Source organism: Kitasatospora cathayae (genome assembly GCF_027627435.1).
Taxonomy (GTDB): Bacteria; Actinomycetota; Actinomycetes; order Streptomycetales; family Streptomycetaceae; genus Kitasatospora; species Kitasatospora cathayae.
This window is the reverse complement of record NZ_CP115450.1, coordinates 7607487-7628764: the sequence shown is the minus strand read 5'-3', so window position 1 is coordinate 7628764 and position 21278 is coordinate 7607487. Positions and strand designations below refer to the sequence as shown.

At 75.1% G+C, this 21278-nt stretch carries 15 protein-coding genes; 6 read left to right on the top strand and 9 right to left on the bottom strand.

Translation table 11 applies throughout. The annotated features are described in order from the left end of the window. Entirely contained in the window at window positions 1-678 is a 678-nt protein-coding gene (locus tag O1G21_RS34070) for a response regulator transcription factor (RefSeq protein ID WP_270149143.1), read from the bottom strand. Between the two features lie 148 nt (window positions 679-826). Here O1G21_RS34070 and O1G21_RS34065 point away from each other — a divergent pair, with 148 nt between their 5' ends. After that, window positions 827-1438, top strand: coding sequence for a hypothetical protein (locus O1G21_RS34065; RefSeq protein ID WP_270149141.1), 612 nt, complete (start codon window positions 827-829; stop codon window positions 1436-1438). Window position 1439: 1 nt separating this feature from the next. Then, window positions 1440-2240 carry a COG4705 family protein gene (locus O1G21_RS34060; protein WP_270149139.1) on the top strand — a complete coding sequence of 267 codons (801 nt, stop codon included), beginning with the start codon at window positions 1440-1442 and terminating at the stop codon, window positions 2238-2240. A gap of 76 nt (window positions 2241-2316) precedes the next feature. On the opposite strand, the gene paaK is transcribed toward O1G21_RS34060, so the two are convergent. Next, window positions 2317-3651 (bottom strand): phenylacetate--CoA ligase PaaK, encoded by a 1335-nt coding sequence (gene paaK, locus O1G21_RS34055; RefSeq protein ID WP_270149137.1) that lies wholly within the window; start codon window positions 3649-3651, stop codon window positions 2317-2319. 278 nt (window positions 3652-3929) lie between these two features. On the opposite strand from paaK, the gene O1G21_RS34050 reads away from it, so the two are divergent. The 3 genes from O1G21_RS34050 (at window position 3930) to O1G21_RS34040 (ending at window position 7234) form a co-directional block, all read left to right on the top strand. Next, complete coding sequence (locus tag O1G21_RS34050) at window positions 3930-5474, top strand: acyl-CoA synthetase family protein (RefSeq protein ID WP_270149135.1); 1545 nt, start codon at window positions 3930-3932, stop codon at window positions 5472-5474. A 69-nt stretch (window positions 5475-5543) separates the two neighbouring features. Then, the gene (locus O1G21_RS34045; protein WP_270149133.1) at window positions 5544-5819 is read left to right on the top strand and encodes a hypothetical protein; all 276 of its coding nucleotides are present in this window, start codon (window positions 5544-5546) and stop codon (window positions 5817-5819) included. A gap of 251 nt (window positions 5820-6070) precedes the next feature. Further along, window positions 6071-7234: an ROK family transcriptional regulator gene (locus tag O1G21_RS34040; protein WP_270149131.1), complete on the top strand. Its 1164-nt coding sequence runs from the start codon at window positions 6071-6073 to the stop codon at window positions 7232-7234. 40 nt (window positions 7235-7274) lie between these two features. Here O1G21_RS34040 and O1G21_RS34035 read toward each other — a convergent pair whose 3' ends face one another. Both O1G21_RS34035 and O1G21_RS34030 read right to left on the bottom strand, forming a co-directional pair. Beyond that, on the bottom strand, window positions 7275-7703 hold the full coding sequence (locus tag O1G21_RS34035; protein ID WP_270149130.1) for a hypothetical protein: 429 nt from the start codon (window positions 7701-7703) through the stop codon (window positions 7275-7277). 124 nt (window positions 7704-7827) lie between these two features. Next, window positions 7828-8574 carry a GntR family transcriptional regulator gene (locus O1G21_RS34030; RefSeq protein WP_270149129.1) on the bottom strand — a complete coding sequence of 249 codons (747 nt, stop codon included), beginning with the start codon at window positions 8572-8574 and terminating at the stop codon, window positions 7828-7830. A gap of 378 nt (window positions 8575-8952) precedes the next feature. Here O1G21_RS34030 and O1G21_RS34025 point away from each other — a divergent pair, with 378 nt between their 5' ends. After that, complete coding sequence (locus O1G21_RS34025; protein WP_270149128.1) at window positions 8953-9756, top strand: exodeoxyribonuclease III; 804 nt, start codon at window positions 8953-8955, stop codon at window positions 9754-9756. Window positions 9757-10167: 411 nt separating this feature from the next. Here the strand turns inward: O1G21_RS34025 and O1G21_RS41870 are convergent, their stop codons facing one another. From O1G21_RS41870 to O1G21_RS34005, 5 genes are all read right to left on the bottom strand, one after another. After that, a complete protein-coding gene (locus tag O1G21_RS41870; RefSeq protein WP_405000749.1) occupies window positions 10168-10584 on the bottom strand; it encodes a DUF317 domain-containing protein in 417 nt (138 codons plus the stop codon). Between the two features lie 372 nt (window positions 10585-10956). Then, window positions 10957-11535 carry a LuxR C-terminal-related transcriptional regulator gene (locus O1G21_RS34020; protein WP_270151404.1) on the bottom strand — a complete coding sequence of 193 codons (579 nt, stop codon included), beginning with the start codon at window positions 11533-11535 and terminating at the stop codon, window positions 10957-10959. Between the two features lie 465 nt (window positions 11536-12000). Then, window positions 12001-14904, bottom strand: coding sequence for an ATP-binding protein (locus O1G21_RS34015; protein WP_270149127.1), 2904 nt, complete (start codon window positions 14902-14904; stop codon window positions 12001-12003). A 3-nt stretch (window positions 14905-14907) separates the two neighbouring features. Next, window positions 14908-18045, bottom strand: coding sequence for a helix-turn-helix transcriptional regulator (locus O1G21_RS34010; RefSeq protein WP_270149126.1), 3138 nt, complete (start codon window positions 18043-18045; stop codon window positions 14908-14910). 80 nt (window positions 18046-18125) lie between these two features. Then, entirely contained in the window at window positions 18126-20960 is a 2835-nt protein-coding gene (locus O1G21_RS34005; protein WP_270149124.1) for a LuxR family transcriptional regulator, read from the bottom strand. Between the last annotated feature and the right edge of the window lie 318 nt (window positions 20961-21278).

Genomic DNA, 21278 nt, shown 5'->3' with positions numbered 1-21278 from the left:
TCAGCCGCCGGCCGGGTCGAGCCGGTAGCCGGCGCCGCGCATGGTCTGCAGGGCGGCCCGGCCGAAGGGGGCGTCGATCTTGCGCCGCAGGGCGTGGACGTGCACCTCGACGATGCTCGGGTCGGCGTCGTGGTCGGCGTCCCAGACGTGGTCGAGGATCTCGCGTTTGGAGACCACCGTCCCGGCCCGGGCGGCCAGGTGCTCCAGGATCGCGAACTCGCGGGCGGTCAGGTTGGTCGGGGTGCCGGCCCGGGTGCAGGTGCGGGCGTTGGCGTCCAGCACGAGGTCCCCGAGGGTGTGCAGCCGGGGGCGCTGCCGGTCGATCCGCCGGTGCAGGGCGCGCAGCCGGGCGAGCAGGACGACGAAGGAGAACGGCTTGGCGAGGTAGTCGTCGGCGCCGGTGTCCAGGGCCTCGGCCTCGTCCCACTCGCCGTCCTTGGCGGTGAGCATCAGGATGCCGGCCCGGCAGCCGCCCGCGCGCAGCCGGGCGCAGACCCGGTAGCCGTTGAGGCCGGGCAGCATGATGTCGAGGACGATCACGTCGTAGGGGTGGCGCTCGGCGAGGGCGAGGCCCTCGGGGCCGTTGTGGGCGGTGTCGACGGTGTGGCCGTCGGCCTCCAGACCGCGCCGCAGCGCGGTGGCCATCCGGTGTTCGTCCTCCACGACGAGTATGTGCATCCGTTCAGGGTGCCAGCTGCTCCTGAGAGCTCCCGACCCGGCTTAAGCGCAGGTTCAGGTACGGTCCGCCATGATCGCCGGGCGCGGCCCGGGCGGTACCGGGCCGGAAGCTGAGCGCAGTCGCCGCACGAGGCAAGGAGAACGCCCGATGACCGACCCCCTGTCCTCCACCACCCCGCAGCCCGGGGCCGAGCCGGAGATCCCCGAGGTGCCGCCGCTCGCGCCCCGGCGCCGACGCGCGGAGCGGCTGCGCGCCTGGACCGGCGGGCGGGAGCGCCGGATAGCCGCCTCGGTGGCGGCGGTGGCGCTGCTCGCCGGGGGCGGGCTCGCGGTCGCGGCGGCCGCGCACGAGGGGCACGGGGAGCACGGGCACCGCGAGGCGGCGGCCCGGAGCGAGGACGGGAACGGGCACCAGTACGGGCACGGCGAGGGGCAGGGGCGCGGCGAGGCGCAGGGGCAGGGCGAGGCGCGGGGGCAGGGGCACGAGGGGCGCGGCAACGGCGGCCACCACGGGAGGCACCAGCAGGGCCAGGCGCCCGCCCCGCTTCCGTCGCTCGCCGCCTCCGCCGCCCTGGAGAAGGCTCAGGCCGCCGTCCCCGGCGGCCGCGCCGAGTCGCTGCACCGGGTGAGCGAGCAGGGCGGCGGCGCGGCCTGGGCCGTGACGGTCGTCGGCCAGGACGGGGTGCGCCACCTGGTGACGGTGGACGGCACCGACGGCCAGCTCACCTCCAACACCGCCGTCGACGGCTCGGAGGGCTGAGGTGGCCCACTCGTACGCCCCGACCGCGCCCCGCCCCGCCGCCCCCGGTGAGGTCCGGGCCGCCAGCAAGGTCCCCGCCGTGGACGGCTGGTTCTGGCTGGTGAAGATCCTCACCACCGGCATGGGCGAGACGCTCTCGGACTTCCTCGCCAAGACCTTCGACCCGGCCCTGGCGGTGGCCGCCGCCGGGCTGCTGCTGGCCGTCACCCTCCTGGTGCAGCTGCGGACCCGCCGCTGCGTGCCCGGGCTGTACTGGGCGGTCGTGGTGATGGTGAGCGTGTTCGGCACGATGGTCGCCGACGTGGCGCACGTCGCGCTCGGCATCCCGTACGCGGTGTCGGCCGGTTCGCTGGCGGTGGCGCTGGCGGCGCTGTTCGTGCTCTGGCACCTGGTGGAGGGCTCGCTGGCGATCGACCGGGTGACCGGGCTGCGCCGGGAGCTGTTCTACTGGGCGGCCGTCCTGCTGACCTTCGCCCTGGGCACCGCGCTCGGCGACCTGACGGCGGCCACCCTCGGCCTCGGCTACCTGGTGGCCGGGCTGGGCTTCGCCGTGCTGATCGCCATCCCGGCGGTGGCCTCCCGGGCCCGCTGGGTGGGCCCGGTGGCCGGCTTCTGGTGGGCGTACGTGCTGACCCGCCCGCTGGGCGCCTCGTTCGCGGACTGGCTGGGCGTGGGCGCCGACCGCGGCGGCATCGGCCTGGGCACCGGCCCGGTCAGCCTGGCCCTGGCGGTGCTGATGGCGGTGGCCCTCGCCCTGTCGGCGCGGTCGCACCGCCGGGCGGCTGGACTCACCGCCCACTGAACGTCTACATTTCTGTAGACGTCGGAGGCGCACGGCATCACCCCCCGGACAGCCGTGCGCCTCCGACCTCCTGTTCTCACGTGCGCTCGTCCACCACCCGCTTGATCTTCCCGACCGAGCGCTCCAGCGTGTACGGGTCCACCACCTCGGCCGCGACCGTCACGCCCACGCCGTCCTTCACCGCCCGGACGATCGACTCCCGGGCCGCCGCCCGCAGTTCGGCGGGCGCCTCCGGGCGGGCCTCCACCCGCACCGTGAGGTGGTCCATCCGCCCCTGCCGGGTCAGCCGCAGCTGGAAGTGCGGGGCGACGCCCGGGGTGCGCAGCAGGATCTCCTCGATCTGGGTCGGGAAGAGGTTCACCCCACGCAGGATGATCATGTCGTCGCTGCGCCCGGTGACCTTCTCCATCCGCCGGAAGGCCGGCCGCGCGGTGCCCGGCAGCAGCCGGCTGAGGTCGCGGGTGCGGTAGCGGATGACCGGCAGCGCCTCCTTGGTGAGCGAGGTGAAGACCAGCTCGCCGCCCTCGCCCTGCGGCAGCACCTGGTCGGTGAGCGGGTCCACGACCTCCGGGTAGAAGTGGTCCTCCCAGATGTGCAGCCCGTCCTTGGTCTCCACGCACTCCTGGGCGATGCCGGGGCCGACCACCTCGGAGAGGCCGTAGATGTCGACGGCGTGCAGGTCGAGCCGGTCCTCGATCTCGCGGCGCATCTCCTCCGTCCACGGCTCGGCGCCGAAGATGCCCACCTTCAGCGAGGTGGCGCGCGGGTCCAGGCCCTGCTTCTCGAACTCGTCCAGCAGGGTGAGCAGGTAGGACGGGGTGACCATGATGATCTCGGGGCGGAAGTCCTGGATCAGCTGCACCTGCCGGGCGGTCATGCCGCCGGAGGCCGGGATGACGGTGCAGCCGGCCCGCTCGGCGCCGTAGTGCGCGCCCAGGCCGCCGGTGAACAGCCCGTAGCCGTACGCGATGTGCACCTTGTGGCCGGGGCGGCCGCCGGCCGCGCGGATCGAGCGGGCGACCACGTCGGCCCACACGGACAGGTCGTTCTCGGTGTAGCCGACCACGGTCGGGCGCCCGGTCGTGCCGCTGGAGGCGTGGATCCGGCGGACCCGCTCCATCGGGACGGCGAACATGCCGAAGGGGTAGCCCTCGCGCAGGTCGGCCTTGGTGGTGAAGGGGAAGCGGGCGAGGTCGTCCAGGGTGCGGCAGTCCTCGGGGCGCACCCCGGCGGCGTCGAACTTGCGGCGGTAGAGCTCGACGTTGTGGTAGGCGTGCCGCAGGGTGGCCCGGAGGCGGTCGAGCTGATGGGCACGCAGTTCGTCGACGCCCATCCGCTCGCCGGCGTCCAGGAGGGCGGGCGGAATCGGCTCGCCCAGGCGTCGTTCCGGTTCGAGCGGGCTGCCCGTCATCGTCGCTCCTTCGCAGGTCGGCCGATCCTGGGCACCCAACCGATCGTTCGGTCTGGGCAAGCCCAGGCCAAGTAACCCAGCACCCGAACCACCTGTCAAGGCCTTGCGCAAGCGGTTCCGGAATGCGAAGTTCCGACGCCTTCGCACCCGAATCCTTCCCACCGCTTGGCTGGCCGATATGAAAATCATTACGGAATTTTGACTCGGCAGCGACCGCTTCGGGCCTGCACGCATGGTTCAGTAGTGCGGCTTCTCCCCCGCACCCCGGAGTGATCACCTTGGCCTCGACCCCTGCGCTGGTCAGCGCGCTGCGCGAGCTCGGCGACCGGCCCGCCGTCGTCGCCGACGGACGCTCGATCAGCGGCATCGGCCTACTGCTCGGCGTCTCCCCGCCGGGCGGCCTGCCCCGGGCCCTCGCCGCACGCGTCGCCGAACACGCCGCCCTGCCGCCCTCCGCCGCCCGCGCCGCCGAGGACCGGCTGCGCCACTGGGCCGGCGTCCTCGGCCCGCCGCCGATCCGGCACACCGTGCTCCACCCGGCCACCGACCTCGCCGTCGAACTCGCCCTCGCCACCCTGCTGGCCGGCGGCACCGTGCACTGCGCCGACCCCGACCAGCGGCCCGAACAGCAGCTCACCGCCCTCGCCGCCAACGGCACCACCCACCTCAGCCTGCCCTCCGCCCTGCTCTGGCAGCTCAGCCGCCAGCCCGGCCTGGCCGAGCACGACCTCGCCGCGCTGCGCCTGGTCCTGCACGTCGGGCCCGAACCCCGGCAGGACGACGTGTACGCCGCCGTCGACGCCCTCGGCGCCGTCCTCGCCCACGTCCGCGCCCCGCACAGCCAGGCCGAGGCCGCCGACCGCCGACTGCGCGCCGCCACCGAGGCCGCCACCGCCGCCGCCTGGAAGTACAGCATCGGCATCACCGCCGAACAGATCACCGAGTTCGGCGCCCACCTCGACCGGGCCGTCCTCACCGCCCTGCTGCACGCCCTCCAGCAGACCGGCGTGCTCACCGACCCCGCCCGCGGCTGGTCGGAACCCGAACTCCTCGCCACCGCCCTGGTCACCCCCGCCCAACGCCCCCGGGTCGCCCGCTGGCTCGACGCCCTCGCCCGGCACGGCCTGATCACCCGCCAGGACGGCGGCGCCCAGGGCCCGCTCTTCCACGGCGCCCCCGAACTCACCGCCGCCGAGGTCCGGGACGCCTGGCGGCCCGCCGTCGAGACCTGGACCGACGGCCTGGGCACCGCCACCGTCCTGGACCGGGTCCGGCGCGGCGCCCTGCGCCTGCCCAAGCTGCTCACCGGCGAGGAGGCGCCCCGCCCCGCCGCCGCCCCGGTCCGCTGGGCCGCCGCCCGCGGCTACCTCGGCGCCGCGCTCGGCGCCCTGGTGCGCGCCACCGCCGAGGCCCACGACGGGCCGAAGACACTGCGGGTGCTCGAACTCGACCGCGACGGCGCCGAGACCGCGATCGCCCGCGCCCTGGCCGCCCGGCCCCGGCAGAACGCCGACCATCACCTCGCCCCCGACGGCGGACGCTACGACGTCGTGGTCGCCACCGCCGGCGGCCACCCGGAGGAGGAGGTCCCGGCGCTCGTCGAACTGCTCGCCCCCGGCGGCCGGCTGCTGCTGCTCGCGCCGGTCACCGAACAGCTCGACCTGCTGATCACCGGCGATCCCCGGGGCCTCACCGCCCACCCGGCCGACCACTGGCGGGCCGCCCTCACCGCCGCCGGCTGCCCGACCGTACTCACCCTGCCGGAGGACGGGCACCCGATGGGGCTGCTCGGGCAGGGGCTGTTCGTCGCGCGGGTCGACTGACCGCACGGATCGACCGAGCGGATCGGGAGCGGGCTGAACCGCAGCCGTCCCCGGGCTACGATCGGGCGCATGGCCGCTTCCGTGCGTTCGATCCGCTCCCGGGCCTCACTCGGCTCGATCGGCTCCATCGGCTCCATCGGCTCGCTGCTGTCCATCGGCTCGGTCGGATCCGTGCTCTCGATCGGCTCGGTCGGCAGCGTGCCGTCCATCGGCTCGGCCGGCTCGGTCCTCAGCGGGTTCTCGGCGTGCTCCTGGCTGAGCGTCGGCTCCCTGCTGTCGGTGCGTTCGCTCTGGTCGGTACGGGGCCGGCACCCAGGGCAGCGCCCGTCCGTGGCCGGCCGGTGAAGCAAGGGTCACGCACCGCCACCCGATCCGTACCGTTTCGATACCGAAGCCCGGGTGAGCTGCGGGAATCCTCGCCGCGCCGGGCACTCCCCGGGTAGGCTCCCGACTGCTTCCTCCGGCCCTGGTGCAGGTGGCCCCAGCGCCGCCCGCGCCTGCCTGCCGGGGGCAGACCCCCGCGGGCCACTCGGTGGGCTCCGCGGCACTCGACACCGCGCACCGGGGCAGTCGCGCGAACGGCGAAGGGCATCGCATTGGCGGATCGGCTCACCGGAGGAGACTCCTCGCTGCTGCGGCGGATCAACGCGGCGGTCACGCTTCGGGCGCTGCGGACCGGCCACTCCGTGACCCTCACTCAGCTCGTCGGCGAGACCGGACTCTCCCGGCCGACCGTCGAGGGCGTGATCGAGGGCCTGGTCGAGACCGGACTGGTCGCCGAGGTCGAGCAGCCCCGGGAGGACGGCCAGCCCGGCACCGGCCGCCGCGGCCGCCCGGCCCGCTGGTTCCGCTTCCGCGCCGAGGCCGGGCACATCCTCGGCATCGAGATCGGCGTGCACGACATCCGGATCGTCCTCGCCGACCTCACCGGCGAGGTGGTGGGCAGTCACTTCAAGCCGGTCGACGAGACCCTGGACGCCGAGGAGCGGCTCACCGCCGTCCGCACCGCCGTCGCCGAAGTCCTGCGCAAGGCCGGCATCTCCCGGGACAACCTGTGGGCCGTCGGCATCGGCACCCCCGGCATCGTCGACCGCGAGGGCACCATCCGGCTCGGCACCGCGATGCCCGGCTGGACCGGCCTCGACCTCGGCGCCCGACTGCGCCGCTCCTTCCGCTGCCCCGTCCTGATCGAGAACGACGCCAACCTCGCCGCCATCGCCGAACACTGGCAGGGCGCGGCCGTCGGCGCCGACGACGTGGTCTTCGTGATGGCCGGCCTCAGCCCCGGCGCCGGATCGCTCATCAACGGCAAGCTGCACCGCGGCTACGGCGGCGCCGCCGGCGAGATCGGCGCCCTGCACCTGCTCGGCCAGGAAGTCACCCCGGAGAAGCTGCTCTCCACCACCGGCAAGCCGCTCAACCCCCTCGACGAGGCGGCCGTCGCCCGCGTCCTGCGGCTCGCCCGGGAGGGCGACGAGGTGGCCAAGGTCGCCATGGACCGCTTCCTGACCAGGCTCGTCCAGGGCGTCGCCGCCCTGGTGCTGGCCATCGACCCCCGACTGGTGGTCATCGGCGGCTGGGCGGCCGGCCTCGACGGCGTCCTGGAACCCCTGCGCGAACGCCTCGCCCAGTTCACCCTGCGCGCCCCCGAGGTGGCCCTGGCGGCCCTCGGCTCGGAGGTCGTCTCGATGGGCGCCCTCCGGGTCGCCCTGGACCACGTGGAGGACCAGCTCTTCGCGGTGGATCCACCGCGGGTGTGAGGCAGGCGGCCCAGCGCGGCTCAGGGTGGGCCGGGTTCGCTCAGGGCGCCGCGAAGTCCGGGTCGGTCAGGTCGAGGGTGACGGCGGTGCCCCAGTCGTTGACGAAGGTCGCCAGCGGCCAGTCGACCGTCGCCCGGACGAACGGGTTGCCGGTCGAGGTGGTCAGCAGCCACACCAGCTCACGGTCCGGACCGAGCCGGCCGATGAACCCCAGGTGCCCGAGGCCGCCGTCGCCGCAAAGCAAGTAGCCGCGCCCGTCCGGCAGTTCGGTCTCGCTGTTGATCCCGGCCGAGCCCGCGTCCCACGGCGGACCGGCCGCCAGCTCCGCCACGTCCACCGGCTCGCCCAGCTCCAGCCGGAGGTGCTCCGAGCCGTCGAAGTCCGCCTCCCGGGCCGTGCCGTCCGCCCGGAACAGGCAGTCGAACGCCAGCACCTCACCCCTCGCCCACCACTCCAGCACCGGGTTCACCGGCCCGCCTCCCTCCGTCAGCGCCCCGCCGCACGCTACCCGGTCGCCGACGTCTCGGCCAACGACAAAGGCCCGGACGCCAGTTGGGCCTCCGGGCCGTTGTCTGAGGGTGTCGGAGAGTGGTTCAGGAGGCGGTACGGACCTCGGGGGTCGCGCCGACCGGGGTGACCTCGACCAGGCCGGTCTCGCCGAAGGTCAGCTTGCAGGTGTCCGCGCGGTAGGTGGAGACGGCGAGCGCGACCAGGCGACCGGCCGAGGCGTACTGGGTGGTCATGACCAGCACCGGGGTGCCCGGGGGGCGCTCCAGCAGCACGGCCTCGTCGGCCTCGGCGACGCCGAGCTCGACGGCGCGGGACTCGCCGTCCACCTCCAGGCGCTCCAGCTGGCGCAGCACCGAGCGGGCGCGGTCGCTCTCGGCGCGGAAGCCCGGCAGGTGCGGCAGAGCGGAGGCCGGGACGTGCAGCGACTCGGTGGCCATCGCGCGGCCCTCGACCAGGCGGACCCGGCGGACGGTGTGCACGGTGGCGCCCTCGGCGATGCCGAGGTCCTTGGCCAGCTGCGCGGAGGCCGGCGCGGTGGTGCAGTCCACCGTGCGCCAGGCCTGGCTGCGCCCGGCGCCGGGCCAGCCCTCCTCCTGCCGGTTGACCGGGACGCCTACCCGCGGGGCGGCGATCAGGGTGCCGATCCCCCGGCGGCGGACCAGCCGGCCCTCCAGCTCCAGCTGGTCCAGGGCCTGCCGCAGCGTCGCCCGGGCCACCCCGAAGCGGGCGGAGAGCTCGCGCTCGTTCGGCAGGACCTGCCCGGTGGAGAACTCCGAGTCGATGGCCCGCAGCAGTACCGTGCGCAGGTGCCAGTACTTCGGTTCCGGCACCGTCGAAAGCCGTCCTGTCGTCCCGACCGTGCCCACCGCGTCCTCCACCTGGTCCTGTCCGCCCTACGACAAGGAGGGCGGATCCCCGGCCCGCTGCCCGCTGTTGCGGCAGGTGGGAGAGCGGGCCTTTATCCGTCCTTCTTTATTAAAGGTCCTTGCAGTAAGCGACCCTAGGTGCTCCGTGCGGAGATGGTCAAGACCAATGGCGGGGCTTGATACGGCCGTCGCGAACGTTCATGCCCCGTTCACGACAACCCCCGCAGACGGCCCGCAGACGGCCCGCAGACGGCCCGCAGACAGCCCGCGGACGGCCTGCGGACCGCCCCTCGCCGCGCGTCACGCTTCGGGGCGGACACGCCCAATGGGTAGGCTGCCCGGGTGATCGTGGTGACGAGTGTGAACGTGAACGGAATCCGGGCCGCCGCCAAGAAGGGCTTCGTCGAATGGCTGGCCGGCACGGAGGCGGACGTGATCTGTCTCCAGGAGGTGCGCTCGGAGCCCGGGCAGCTGCCCGTCGAACTGCGCGACCTGGACGGCTGGCACGCGGTCTGGGCCCCGTCCGTCGCCAAGGGCCGGGCCGGCGTCGCGATCCTCTCCCGCCAGGAACCGCAGCGCACCACGATCGGATTCGGGTCGGAGGAATTCGACGATTCGGGCCGATACGTCGAAATCGACCTGCCGGGCCTGACCATCGCCAGCCTCTACCTCCCCTCCGGCGAGGTCGGCACCGAGCGCCAGGACGAGAAGGAACGCTTCATGGCGGAATTCCTCCTCCACCTCACCGCCCTGCGCGCCCGCGCCGCCGCCGACGGCCGCGAGGTGGTGGTCTGCGGCGACTGGAACATCGCCCACCGCCCCGAGGACCTCAAGAACTGGAAGGCCAACCAGAAGTCCGCCGGCTTCCTCCCCGAGGAACGCGCCTGGCTCTCCCGCGTCTACGACGAGGCCGGCTACGTCGACGTCGTCCGCGCCCTCCACCCCGACCGCACCGGCCCCTACTCCTGGTGGTCCTACCGCGGCCGCGCCTTCGACAACGACTCGGGCTGGAGGATCGACCTGCATTGTACAACGCCCGGCATCGCCGCCAAGGCGGTCGAGGCCTACGTCGAACGCGCCGCCACGCATGCCGAACGCTGGTCCGACCACGCGCCCGTGACGGTCGTTTACGACCACAACGTCTGATGAGGTGAAGCGGCTGGGCCACCCCGAGCTCGGAGCAGGCTCGGGTGGCCCACCTGCGCCATGTGGCGGAAGACCTACGAACCACCGCCGCGTCAGCGGGCAGCACCTGTGGGCGTTGTGCCACGCGGCCGGAGACAACGGACCACCCCGCGTCGGCGGGGGGGCACGGCGTTGGACGTTGGTCACAGTTGAACGTCCCTGGACCCCCGCCTCGGCGGGGAGCACACCAGGATCACCGGCCTCGCCCGGAAAACCGTCGGACCACCCCCGCGTCGGCGCGGAGCACCCGTACGTGAGCGCCCGCACCGCCGGCACCAGCGGACCACCCCCGCGTCGGCGGGGAGCACATTTTGCGACCTGCGGGTCAGGAGCGTTTTTGCTCATTCTTTGCTGTGGCATGCGCCGCTGCCGCTACCGAGACCAGCCGAAAGCCCACCTACAGCACGTACTCACAGCCATCGCCGTCAACATCGAACGGCTCAGCGGCCGACCAGTCACCGACGAAGCCCCGTCACCGAGACCGCCGACCGCCTTCCAGACCTTCCTGGACGATAACGACGTCCCGCGGCCGAAGTCCTGGCGAACCCTTGGCACTTGAGCCCAATCATCCGAGATCCTCGACAGAGTCAAGCTGAGGCGTTCGACCGGGGCGCGGCTGGTGAGCGCGGTGGTGGCAGCGTTGAGCAGTGGGGCGGGGATGGTGGGGGACATCTCGATGTACCAGCCCTGTTTGGTGCCGGGGCCGAGGGTGCCGCCGCTGATCACCCAGTCGCCGTTGGCTCCGGCTGCGAGGGCGAGTGGGTCGATGGTGCGGGTGACGGAGGCCATCTCGCCGTCGGGCGCGAGCCAGGAGATGTGGCCGGGGACGTTGTCCTCGAACCACCCGGCGGCGGTGAGCGGGGCCAGGCCGGAGTCTGGGCTGGTGGAGCGGTTGAACAGGGTCGTCGGCCGGGTGTTGAGGCTGTCGACGAGTTCGGTGAGCGTAGCGAGAGGTGCGGAAGTAGTCGCAGCCTTCCAGCGCGCTCCAGCTGTCCTACGCGTGTTTCGAGTCCGGCGGGAGTTTGGACGTAGCCCGGCCGGCCCCGGCGTGCGCACACGCCGGGGCCGGCCGCGGTCACACCGACGGCACCCGACGGGAATCAGCATCCCCTGCTGGGACCACCACCGTTCCCCCCACCGTCGCAACGGGCCCGACAGCCGCTACTTCACGAAACTCTCCACGACCTTCGGCGGCCAGACGCCGACCTTGAGCGCGCCCATCGAGTAGGCGCGCGATACCAGGGCGGCCCTGTTCGGGACGCGCAGCTTCCGCAGCAGGCAGGTGACGTGGTACTCGACGCCCTGACGGCTGAGGTAGAGCCGGGCGGCGAGCGGCACGGTGGAGACCCCGGCCGCGATGCCCTCCAGGATCCGGGCGTCGATCTCGCTGAGCAGCTTCTTCCGGCCGGCCACCACCTCGGACTCGGTCGTCTCGCCGTCACGGTTGGGCATCATCACCATGATCGAGGACTCGTCGGGCAGGCCGCCTCGGACCATCAGGGCGGTGAGCGGGACGGTGAAGGTCTCCTCGTCAGGGCCTATCGCTATGACGTCGGTGGCGAAGCGGTCGCGGCGGCCCTCGATGAGGCCGGAGAACTGGCGCAGCAGCGGCTGCTGGACGCTCGGGTGGACGAGTTCGCTGAACGTCCGGCCGCACAGCTCGGACGAGGTGCGGCCGAACTGCCAGAAGAAGGCCTCGTTGGCCTGTCGGATGGTGAGGGTGCGGTCGAGCTGGGCCATGAGACCGGCCTGGTCGGTGACCGGACGGACCTGCGGCGCCGCGTCGTGACCTGGCTCTCGATCGCACACGATGGTCCGAGCGGAATCGGCCAGGGCGGAAGAGGAGATGACCATGGCAGTCGGATCCCTTCGAGGGCGCGGGTGCGGTTCTGAATGTCCGCGGGAATGCCGGCCGTTGCATTCGGGACGTGGCCTGACTCGAACGGCGCGATTCGCGGTGAACTCTGCTTCGACTCTAGGGACCGCCGATCCGGCCGGTCAACGGCGTGCGGGCTGGTCCGGTCCAATCCTGTGGGCGTGGGGCGGGTGGTTCGGTGTGGACTCGCGGGGTTCGGCGGGTCGTTCGGTACGGTCCGCGTCATTGCAGGTCAGAGCTGGTTCGGTAGGGTTCGGTGTCGGTTCGGCGGACACGAGTTCGATTCGCTGGGGGCCGGCCGGCCGGGCTCTGCGGTGCCATCGTCCGAATCAGACGCGAACAACTGGTTCGGCCTCACACAGAACCGCGACGAGTTCCCGGCGCCCGGAAATGCCGAGCTTCCGATAGGAATTCGTCAAGTGCTTCTCCACGGCCCGCACGCTCACCCGCAGTTCGGCCGCGATCTCCTGATTCGTCAGACCGCGTCCGACGAGGTCGGCCACCCGGCGCTCGGACGCGGTCAGCACCACGTCCACCGGCGCGCCGGCCGCCCGGCCCGGATCGGCCCCGGACCGCTCCTCCGACCACCCGGCGTCGCACGCGGCGGCGAGCCGGGCGGCCTCCCGGCGCACCGCCGCGGCCTCGGCACCGCCGCTGAGGCGGCGGCCCAGGTCACGCAGGGCACGGGCGCGTTCCAGTTCGTCGGCCGAACGGCGCAGCACGTCGACCGACTCGCGCAGCAGGTCGACGGCCTGTCCGCCGCCCGCGAGGGACGCCTGCAGTCGCAGGGCACGGCCCAGTGCCACCGGGGCCCCCCAGGCCTCGGCGCGGGCGAGTTCCTCGTTGATCAGCGCGCGGGCGGCGAAGTCGTCGCCGATCCGGTGTGCCAGGCCGACCGCCCACGGGCGCCACGGGAACAGCACCGGGTTGCGCCACCCCGCGGACTCCAGTTCGCGCCCGCAGGTGAGGACGGTGTCCAGGGCGGCGATCGGATCACCGTGCTGGGCCTGCTGGCGGGCGCGGAGCAGGCCCAGCATCGCCGCCGGGGCGGCGCCGGTCGGCCAGCGGCGGTCCGCGTCGGCCAGGACCCTGCTGCCCAGCGGCAGGTCACGTGCCGCGAGCGCGACCGCGGCGAGGGCCACCGTGGCCAGACCGTCGCCGTCGGGCCCACCGGCCTCGGCACGCAGGCGGGCACGCTCGGCCTGCTCCCGGGCGAGGGCGAGCCTGCCCCGGGCGAGGTGGACGAGCGCCTGTTCGGCGTGGCCCGGCGCGGAGTCCTCGGTGGAGCCGCGCGGGTGCCGGGCGCGTTCGCCCGCTGCGAGCCAGGACTCCAGAGCGCCCGGGGCGTCCGCGCCGACCAGCGTGGTCACCAGCAGCGGCACGACGGAGTGGGGGCTGCGGAGGGTGGCCGGCTCGCGCTCGAGGATCCGCTCGGCCAATCCGGCTAGTTCGGCCGCCGGACGCCCGGCGCCGAGCGTCGCGGCGTGCAAAAGGACGGCCAGCAGCTCGCGCTCGCCGCGCGAGCACACCGCCGGCTCCATGACGCCGAGGCGGCGCATCGAGTCGGCGAGCCGGGCCGGGTCACGGCAGTCCGCGTGGCGCAGCCGGGCCTCCAGGCGCAGCGCGGCCTCGCGGGCGACGCCGTCGAGGGTGTCCGGGTCGCCGAGTTCGCTGGCGACCCAGCGCAGCACGGCGGTGGTGGTCGGGCTCGCGGCGCGCAGGAAGTTGGGGGGCAGTTGGAGCGCGGCGGCGGCGCGCTCACGGGCGGTGGCAAGCAACGGGATGGCCTGCGCGATGTGCCGCTCGCACGCCGACCGATTGAACGGCCGCTCGGCGACGGCCAGTTCGACCAGCAACCGGGCGCGCTCGGGGTCGCCGTCGGGGACGTCGAGCAGCGCGCGGCGCAGGTAGCGGGTGGCCAGGGCGGGCTCACCCCGGCGCAGCGCGGTGTCGGCGGCGCTGCGCAGGACGGCGCCCGACCACGGGTGCCGGGAGGCGGCGACGGCCATGAGCTGGTGCGCCACCTCCTCGGCCGGCCGACCGGCGTCGTACAGGACGGCGGCGGCTCCCTCGTGCCTGCGCTGGCGCTCACCGGCGCTCATCGAGGCTTCGACGGCGTCCCGAACGACGGGGTGCACGAAGGCGGCGCGGTGCGGGTCGGGCAGCAGGCCGAGGTGGTGCAGGGCGCGCAGGGCGGCGGCGCAGCCGACCGGGTCCAAGCCGGCGAGGCGGCCGACGAGCACGGTGTCGCCCGGCTCGCCGAGGGTGGCGATCGCGGCGGCGAGGTCGCGGACGGGCCGGCCCTGGGCGCGCAGGCAGGTCACGATGCGGTCGCGCAGGCGCCCAGGACGCAGGGTTCGGGCGGTTCCGGCGTGGTCGCGGGTCGGACGGGCCGTGGCGGCGAGGGCGTCGAGCAGAGCGACCAGAAAGAGGGGGTTGCCTGCGGCGGCCCGGTGGCAGGCCTCGGCGAACTCGGGGGCGATGTCGTCGGGTCCGGTTCCACCGATGTCCGAGCGGTCGGTGTGAGGCTGGTCGGCGACCGAGCCGAGTGTCTCGGACCCGATGACCTCCGGCCGGCGCGGCGCGGTGAAGCGCTCACGGATCAGCGCGAGGGTGGCGCTGGGCGACAGGGGCGCGAGCCGCAGTTCGCGGGCGGTGTCGGCGACCTCCCGGACCAACGGGTCCCAGGAGCCCTGGTCGCCGTCGCGCAGCGTGGAGACCACGACGACGCGCAGGTCGTCGAGGCGCGCGGTGAGGTGACCGAGCCAGCGCAGGGACGGGCCGTCGACCCACTGGAGGTCGTCGACCAGCAGCAACCGCGTCGTGCCGGGGTCGAGTTCGGCGAGCAGACGGCGCAGGTCCTCGACGACGGCTCCGGTCGGCCCGGCAGCGTCGGGGACGGCGTCGTCGAGAACGGGTCGGGCGGCGCCGGCCCGGGCGAGCCACCTCTCCCGGTCGTCGGCGGGCAGCACGGCGAGCAGGCTGTCGAACACCTGGCGGACGACGCCGAAGGCGAAGTCCTGCTCCATGGGGGCGGCGTCGGCCCGCAGGACCCGGACGGGGGGATGGCCGGCGGGGCCGGGTCGTCCGGAGGGATCGGCGAGTGCGCGGAGTAGGGCCGAGCGTCCGATGCCGACGGGACCGGTGAGCAGCAGGTGCGCCGAGCGGCCCTCGGCGGCGTCGCACAGGGCCCGGCGTACCGCGGCGAGTTCGGTGTCCCGGTCGTGGAGCATCGTTCACTGTCCTTCCATGGCACGGACCAGCGCCCGCAGTTCGGGGCGGCCGTGGATGCCGAGCTTGAGGTAGGCCCGTTTGAGTCGGAGTTCGACCGCGCGGACGGAGACGGCGAGCAGCGCGGCGATGTCCCGGTTGCTGTGACCGCGGCCCGCCAGTTCGGCGGTGTGCCGCTCGGTGGACGTGAGGCTCTCCCAGCGCGGGTCCGCGGGGTGGACGACGCCGTGGTCGAGGGTCCCGGCCAGGTCGCGGGCGCGCGCGGCCATCGGGCCGGCCGGGTGCCGGGCCGTCAGCACGCAGAGTTCGGCAAGGGAACGCTCGGCGGCGTGCCGGTTGCCGCCCTCGGCGAGTTCGACGGCGGCGAGTTCGGCGAGCGCCCGCACGTAGCCGGGACCGGCCGGTCCGCACCGCAGCGCGTCCGCCGCGGCCGAGCGGATCCCGGCGAGCCTGCCCGGCCGGTCCGCCACCTGCTGGGCGCTGAGTTCGGCCCAGCCGATCGTGATCGGGGCGCCCCAACGGTGGGCGAGCCGCAGCTCCTGCTGGCTCAGGCGGACGGCCTCGTCCGGCTCGCCCAGGGCGTGGTGGGCCAGCGCCGCGACCGAACGCCACGGGAGGAGTGCCGGGTTGAGCCGGTGCCGGCTGAGCAGGCGGCGGCCGCACTCCCGCAGGAGTTCGGCCGCCTCGGTCGGACGGCCCGACCCGAGCGCCACGGCGGCCCGCGCGAAGAGCAGGTGCGCCCAGTGCTCGCTCGCCTCGGCGCCCGCGGGAAGCGGTGCCACCGCCCGTTCGCGGGCTCGCTCGCGGCGGCCGCTCTCGAGGTCGACGAGGATCCCGACGGCACGCAGGTACGGAGCGACGGTCTCGAACCGGCCGAGCAGGCGCAGTGCGCGCTCCCCCTCGGCGACGTCGCGGTCGGCGGGCTCCAGACGGCCACGCCTGAGGTTGAGTTCGGCGCGAAGCGCGAGCACGTGCGGGGCGGCCAGCCGCAAGCGGTTCCCGGACAGACGGCGCAGCAGACGGTCCAGGCCCGCCTGTGCCTCGTCATGGGCGTCGGCGAGGCACAACGTCCGACAGGCCGCGAGCCACGGCTGGACGAGCGGGCCGTCACAGGCGTCGTCCCCCAGGGTGCCACCGTCCGCGGCGAGGGCCGTCCGGGCCAGCGCACCGGCCAGGTCCAGTCGACGGCCGGCGACGGCGAGCTGCCACGCCCGAACCGCCGCCTGCGCGGGTGCCGTGGGACAGGGCGGCAACGGCGGCAGCTCGGGCAGCGGCAGGGCGGACTCGCCGTCGTCGGCCGGGCCGGCGCACCAGAAGAGCGCGAGCAGCTCGTCGTGGCACGGCGCGTCCGGCCGCGGCAGCGTCTCGGCGACGGCCCGGCGCACGACGGTGGTGGCGCCGCCGGTGAGCCCGAGATCGGCGGCGCGCACCCGCAGGGCGGCGGCGGGGGCCGTGGAGGCCGGGCGCGGGACCTCGCCGGAGGCACGGGGGGCGGAAGCCGGCGCTGGGCGGGGGGCGGCTTCCGCCCCCGCGCCGTGCTCGGCGGCAGCCGGGTGCGGGGGCACGGGCGAGCCCGCACCGGTGGGGGTGGCGTACGGTGGCGGGTCCGCACGTGCCCCGCGGTCCGGACGCCGGAGGATCGCGTCGACGATGTGTTCACCGGCCTCGGGTTCGCCGATCAGGTGGGTGGCGGCGAGTTCGAGGGTGAGCCGGGCTTGTTCGGCCGGCGCCGGGCGCTCGGCGAGGGCGCGTCCGAGCAGGGCTGCGGCGTGCCGGTGGTTCTGCCGTTGGGCGGCGGCCTCCGCGGCGGTCCGCAGGGCCCGGACGGCCCAGCTGCGGCCGACGGGGGCCGCGCCGAGCAGCAGGGCGGCCACCGCGACGTCGTCGGCGGCGGCCCGGTGGGCCAGTCCCGCCGCCCGGGTGTGGAGGTCGGCGCGCTCGGCCGCGGTCGCGGCGGCCAGGACGCGGGAGCGCAGCGTCGGGACGAGCAGTGGCTCGAGGCCGGGACCGGCGACGACACCGGGCAGCTCGGCGAGGACGGCGCGCAGCCGTGCCTCGTTCAGGGTGTCGAGGCCGGCGACGAGGCAGGTGAGCGGGAAGTCGAGCAGGTCACCGCACACGGCCAGCGCCCGCACCACGGCCACGACCTCCTCGTTCTGTCCGCGCAGTGCCCGCATCAGGTGGTCGCCGGTCACGGTGCCGCCGATGGCGGCGAGTTCGGGCACGCGGGCGAGGACGGGGCGGTGGCCGTCACGGGCGAACCGCCGCAGGATGTCGTCGAGGATCTCGGGGTGGCCGGCCGACAGGCGGCCCACGGCCGTGACGAACCCGTCCTCCCCCGGTACACCGCAGGCCCGCAGCACGGCGTCCGCGACGACGGTGCCGTCCAGCGGCCCGAGGACGAGACGGTGCACCGTGGCGACGCCGGGGGTCCCGGTCAGCAGGTCGTACCAGTCGGGGTCGGGCCACCCGAGGCGGCTGCCGCCGCACAGCACCACGAGCGGGACACCGGCCCAGCGCCTGGACAACGCGCCCAGCCAGTGCAGGGAGCCGGCGTCGAGCCACTGGGCGTCCTCCAGCGCCAGGACGGTCGGCAGGGTCCTGGCGGCACGCAGCAGGTCGGCGAGGCCCGACAGGGGGCCGGCTCCGCGACCGTCGAGGGGGTGGTGATCGAGCGGTCCGTGGAGGGAGCCCAGCCACTGGGCGACCGCCCCGGGAGCCAGTCCGGACTCGGCATGGGCGGCCCTGGCCCGCAGCACCCGGAGCCCCGCCCGCTCCGCCCGGGTGGCGGCCCACCGGACGAGCGCGTTCTGGCCGTAGCCGGGCGCGCCGGTGACGGTCACGACGACCGGGCGGCCGAAGTCGGCACGGTCGAGCACGGCGGCGAGGGCAGCGCGCTCGCGCTGCCGCGCGCCCGGCGCGCTCGCACTGGGCGGGGCCACGGGCGCCGCACCGGGGGCGGGCCCGCTCCCGCGGACGAGCGCTCCGGCGGCGGGGTCCGCAGCCTCGGCCGGGCGCGGAGCACCGGGGGCGGGCGGCGGCCCGGGATCTCCCGGGCCGCCGTCACCGGTCGGCCGGGCGGGTGACGGGGTCTCCGTGGGGTCGCAGGCCTCGCCCCACGGGCTCACAGGAACGTCGTTCATCCAGCTCACCCGGTTCTCGGGCTCCCTTGCCGTGTGAGGTGCGCCGAACCGGCGCGGAGCGGTGGTCGTCCGGTGGGCCGTCAGCCGGCCGGAGGCGGCTCTTCGGCCGCCCGGACGGCGCCGCGGCGGGCGCCGTCCAGGGCGGTCGCGAGTCCGTCCCGACGGGTGACGCCGAGTTTGCGGTAGACCCTGGTCAGGTGGGACTCGACGGTGCGCACGGTGACGAAGAGCGTGCGCGCGATCTGCCGGTTGCTCGCGCCGTCGACGGCGAGCCCGGCGACCCGGAGTTCGGCGCCGGTGAGCAGGCCGGCGGCCGAGGTGGCGATTTCGGGCATCCGGCCGCCCGCGGTGATCAGCAGGCGGCGCGCGGCCCCGGCGAGGCCGAGGGCCCCGCAGCCGCCGGCGACGGCGGTGGCGGTGCGCAGGTGTTCGCGGGCGCCGGCCGGGTCACCGGCGAGGAGCAGGGCGCGGCCGAGGCTGTACTCGGCCCGGGCGTGTTCGGCCCGGGCGGGCGAGGCGGCGAGGAGGTGGACGGCTTCGGCGAGACGGTCCAGGCCGGTCCGACCGGGGGCGAGCGCTCCGTCGGCCAGGGCGGCGAGGCCGAGTGCGCGGGCGGTGCCCCACCGGGCGGCGAGCTCGGCGCCGTGTTCGGCGAGGGCGCGGCCTTCGGTGGACCGGCGGACGGCCGCGAGGACGAGACACGAGTCGGCCCACCACGGGGCGAAGACCGGGTTGGTGACGCCCGCTTCGTCCTGGACCCGACCGCAGTCGCGCAGCAGGCGAAGGGCGGCGTCGGCGTCGCCGTGGGCCCAGCGGGCGCGACCGCGGGCCAGCAGGTGGAGCTGTTCCTCCAGCCCGGTGCCGCCCGCTCCCGGACGGTGGGTGCCGGAGAGGACGGCCTCCGCCCGGTGGGATTCCCCGCGGTCGACGAGGACCGCGGCGAGGACCGCCCGGGGAGCCGTCAGGCAGGCCTCGGAACCGGCCGTGGCGAAGTCGTCGATCGCGGCCCGGACAGCCGCCTCGGCTCCGGCGATGGCCCCGGCGCGGTGCAGGACGAGGGCGCGGCCGGTGCCCGCGAGGGTGCGGGTCCACGGGCCGGCGCCGCGGGCGGCGCGGTCGAGGGCGGCCATCGCGGCGTCCGTCTCGTCGGCGAGGGCGAGGGCCGTCGCGGCGGTGATCAGCGGCCAGCCGGGGCAGGACGGGCCGGCGGCGTCGACCGCTCGGCGGGCCGCCTCGACGGCGAGGTCGCGCGAGTGCCCGGCGAGGGCCGCGCGCAGGGCGGCGAGAGCCTGTTCCTGGACGTTGGCGGCGTCGTCCTGGGCCACGGTGAAGGCGGCGCCGCGGGGCACCGGGAGGGTGGCGACGGCCGAGGCCCGGCCGCGGCCGGTGACGAGCAGGGCGGTGCGGACCTGCCAGCGCAGGCGCAGGCCCCAGCCCTCGTCCGGTCCGTCGAGGGCGCGTTCGAGGGCGTCGGCGAGTTCGGCGCGGTGGGCCGGGGCGAGCGGCACCGCGAGGCACGCCATGGCGCACTCGACGGCGATCCGGGCCCGGTCGGCGGGTTCGGCGGCGAGGGCGAGGGCGGCACGGAACACCGGGACGGCGGCGAGCGGGTCGGTCTGGGCGAGGGCCACGGCCAGCCGCAGGCGCAGGCGGTGGTCCTCGGGAGTGGTGTCCAGGGCGCGGTGCAGGTAGTCGGCGGCCAGGGCGAAGGCGCCGCCGCGTTCAGCGGCCGTGGCGGCATCGCACAGGACGACGGCCATCCACGGCTGCGGGATGCCGGGGACTTCCATCAGGTGCCGGGCGACCTGCTCGGCCGGGCGACCCGCGTCGCTGAGCAACAGGGCCGCCTTGGCGTGCAGTTCGGCCGTCCGGAGGCCGTCGCCGGAGGCGAGGAGGGCGGTGCGGGCGGCCGGATGGACGTCGCCGTCGGCGGTGAGCGCGCCGCATTCCCCGAGCATCACCACGGTCTCGTCGGCGCGGTGCTCCGGGACGCCGGCGAGGCCGGCGACCAGGTCGGTGCGGGCGGTGCCGAGCACCGCGACGGCGGCCGCGGCGGCGCGGACGGTCGCGCACGCGGCGTCGAGCGCGGTGCGCACGGCGCGGGCTCGCGTGCGGGCGCCGAGTTCGGCGAGGCGGTCGGCGCCGGCGCCGTCCGGTCCGTGGCCGAGGGCGCCCAGCTCGTCGAGGATGTGGAGTGTGGTGCGCGGGTTGCCGCCGCACACCTCGACGAGGTGGTCGACGAAGGCGGGTTCGGCCGGAGCGGGCGACCACCGGCCGACGAGCCCGGCGACGGCGGCGCGGTCGAGCGGGGCGAGCGGCAGGGGACTGACGAACGGGTCCGCGGTGAGGTCGATCCAGGCCGCGGGGGCGGCAGGGCGGGCTCCGTCGCGGCGGGTGAGGGCGACGAGAAGCGGGAGCCCGGCGGAGCGCCGGAGGAGGAAGTCCAGCCAGCGGAGGGTGTGTTCGTCGCAGGCTTCGCCGTCGTCGAGGATCAGGACGAGCGGACGGTCCGTCATGACGCGGGCCGCGGCCCGGTACAGGCCGTGGAAGACGGGGCAGGCCTCCGCCGGATCGAAGGCGCGCGATTCCTGCCGGTCGGGCAGGTGTGCCGCCAGTGCCGCGCCGACCGAGGCGTCTGCGTCACCCGGTACCGTACCGGCCCCGGCGAAGAGGGCCCGCAGGCCCGAGTACCCCGCACGGTCCGGGCGCTCGCCGTGCAGGACGAGCGCGCCGTGCCGGATGGATTCGGCCCGCAGCTCCGCGAGCAGCCGGGTTTTCCCGATTCCGGCCGGGCCGGTGAGGACGACGCATCCTGCGTTTCCGCGGCGGCCTGACCCGGCGTGACCGGAAAGCGCCGCCAGTTCACTCGTGCGACCGAGAATGCTCCCCTGGTCGGGAATTACCGCCCTAGGCATCACAGAACCTTCACCCCCAAGCGCGGACGACCCCGCTTTCCCGACACCACCCCCGGACCGCACCACAATTGCGGTTGACAGGTACAACGGTACCCCGGGTCATCCGATCAAGAATGTATGGGACCCGTCAAGAACCGCAGCCACAGGTGAACGGCTTTCGGCCGCGACGCCCCCGCACCGCGCCGGCCGATGAGCGCTCGCCACCTCGCCGGCACGCGGCCGGGACACCCAAGGAATATCGAACCTCCCGGTGGTTCGTCTTTACCACGGGGCCGCCGTCCAAACCCCCGCGCACCTGGCCGATCGGGCCCGGCCCGC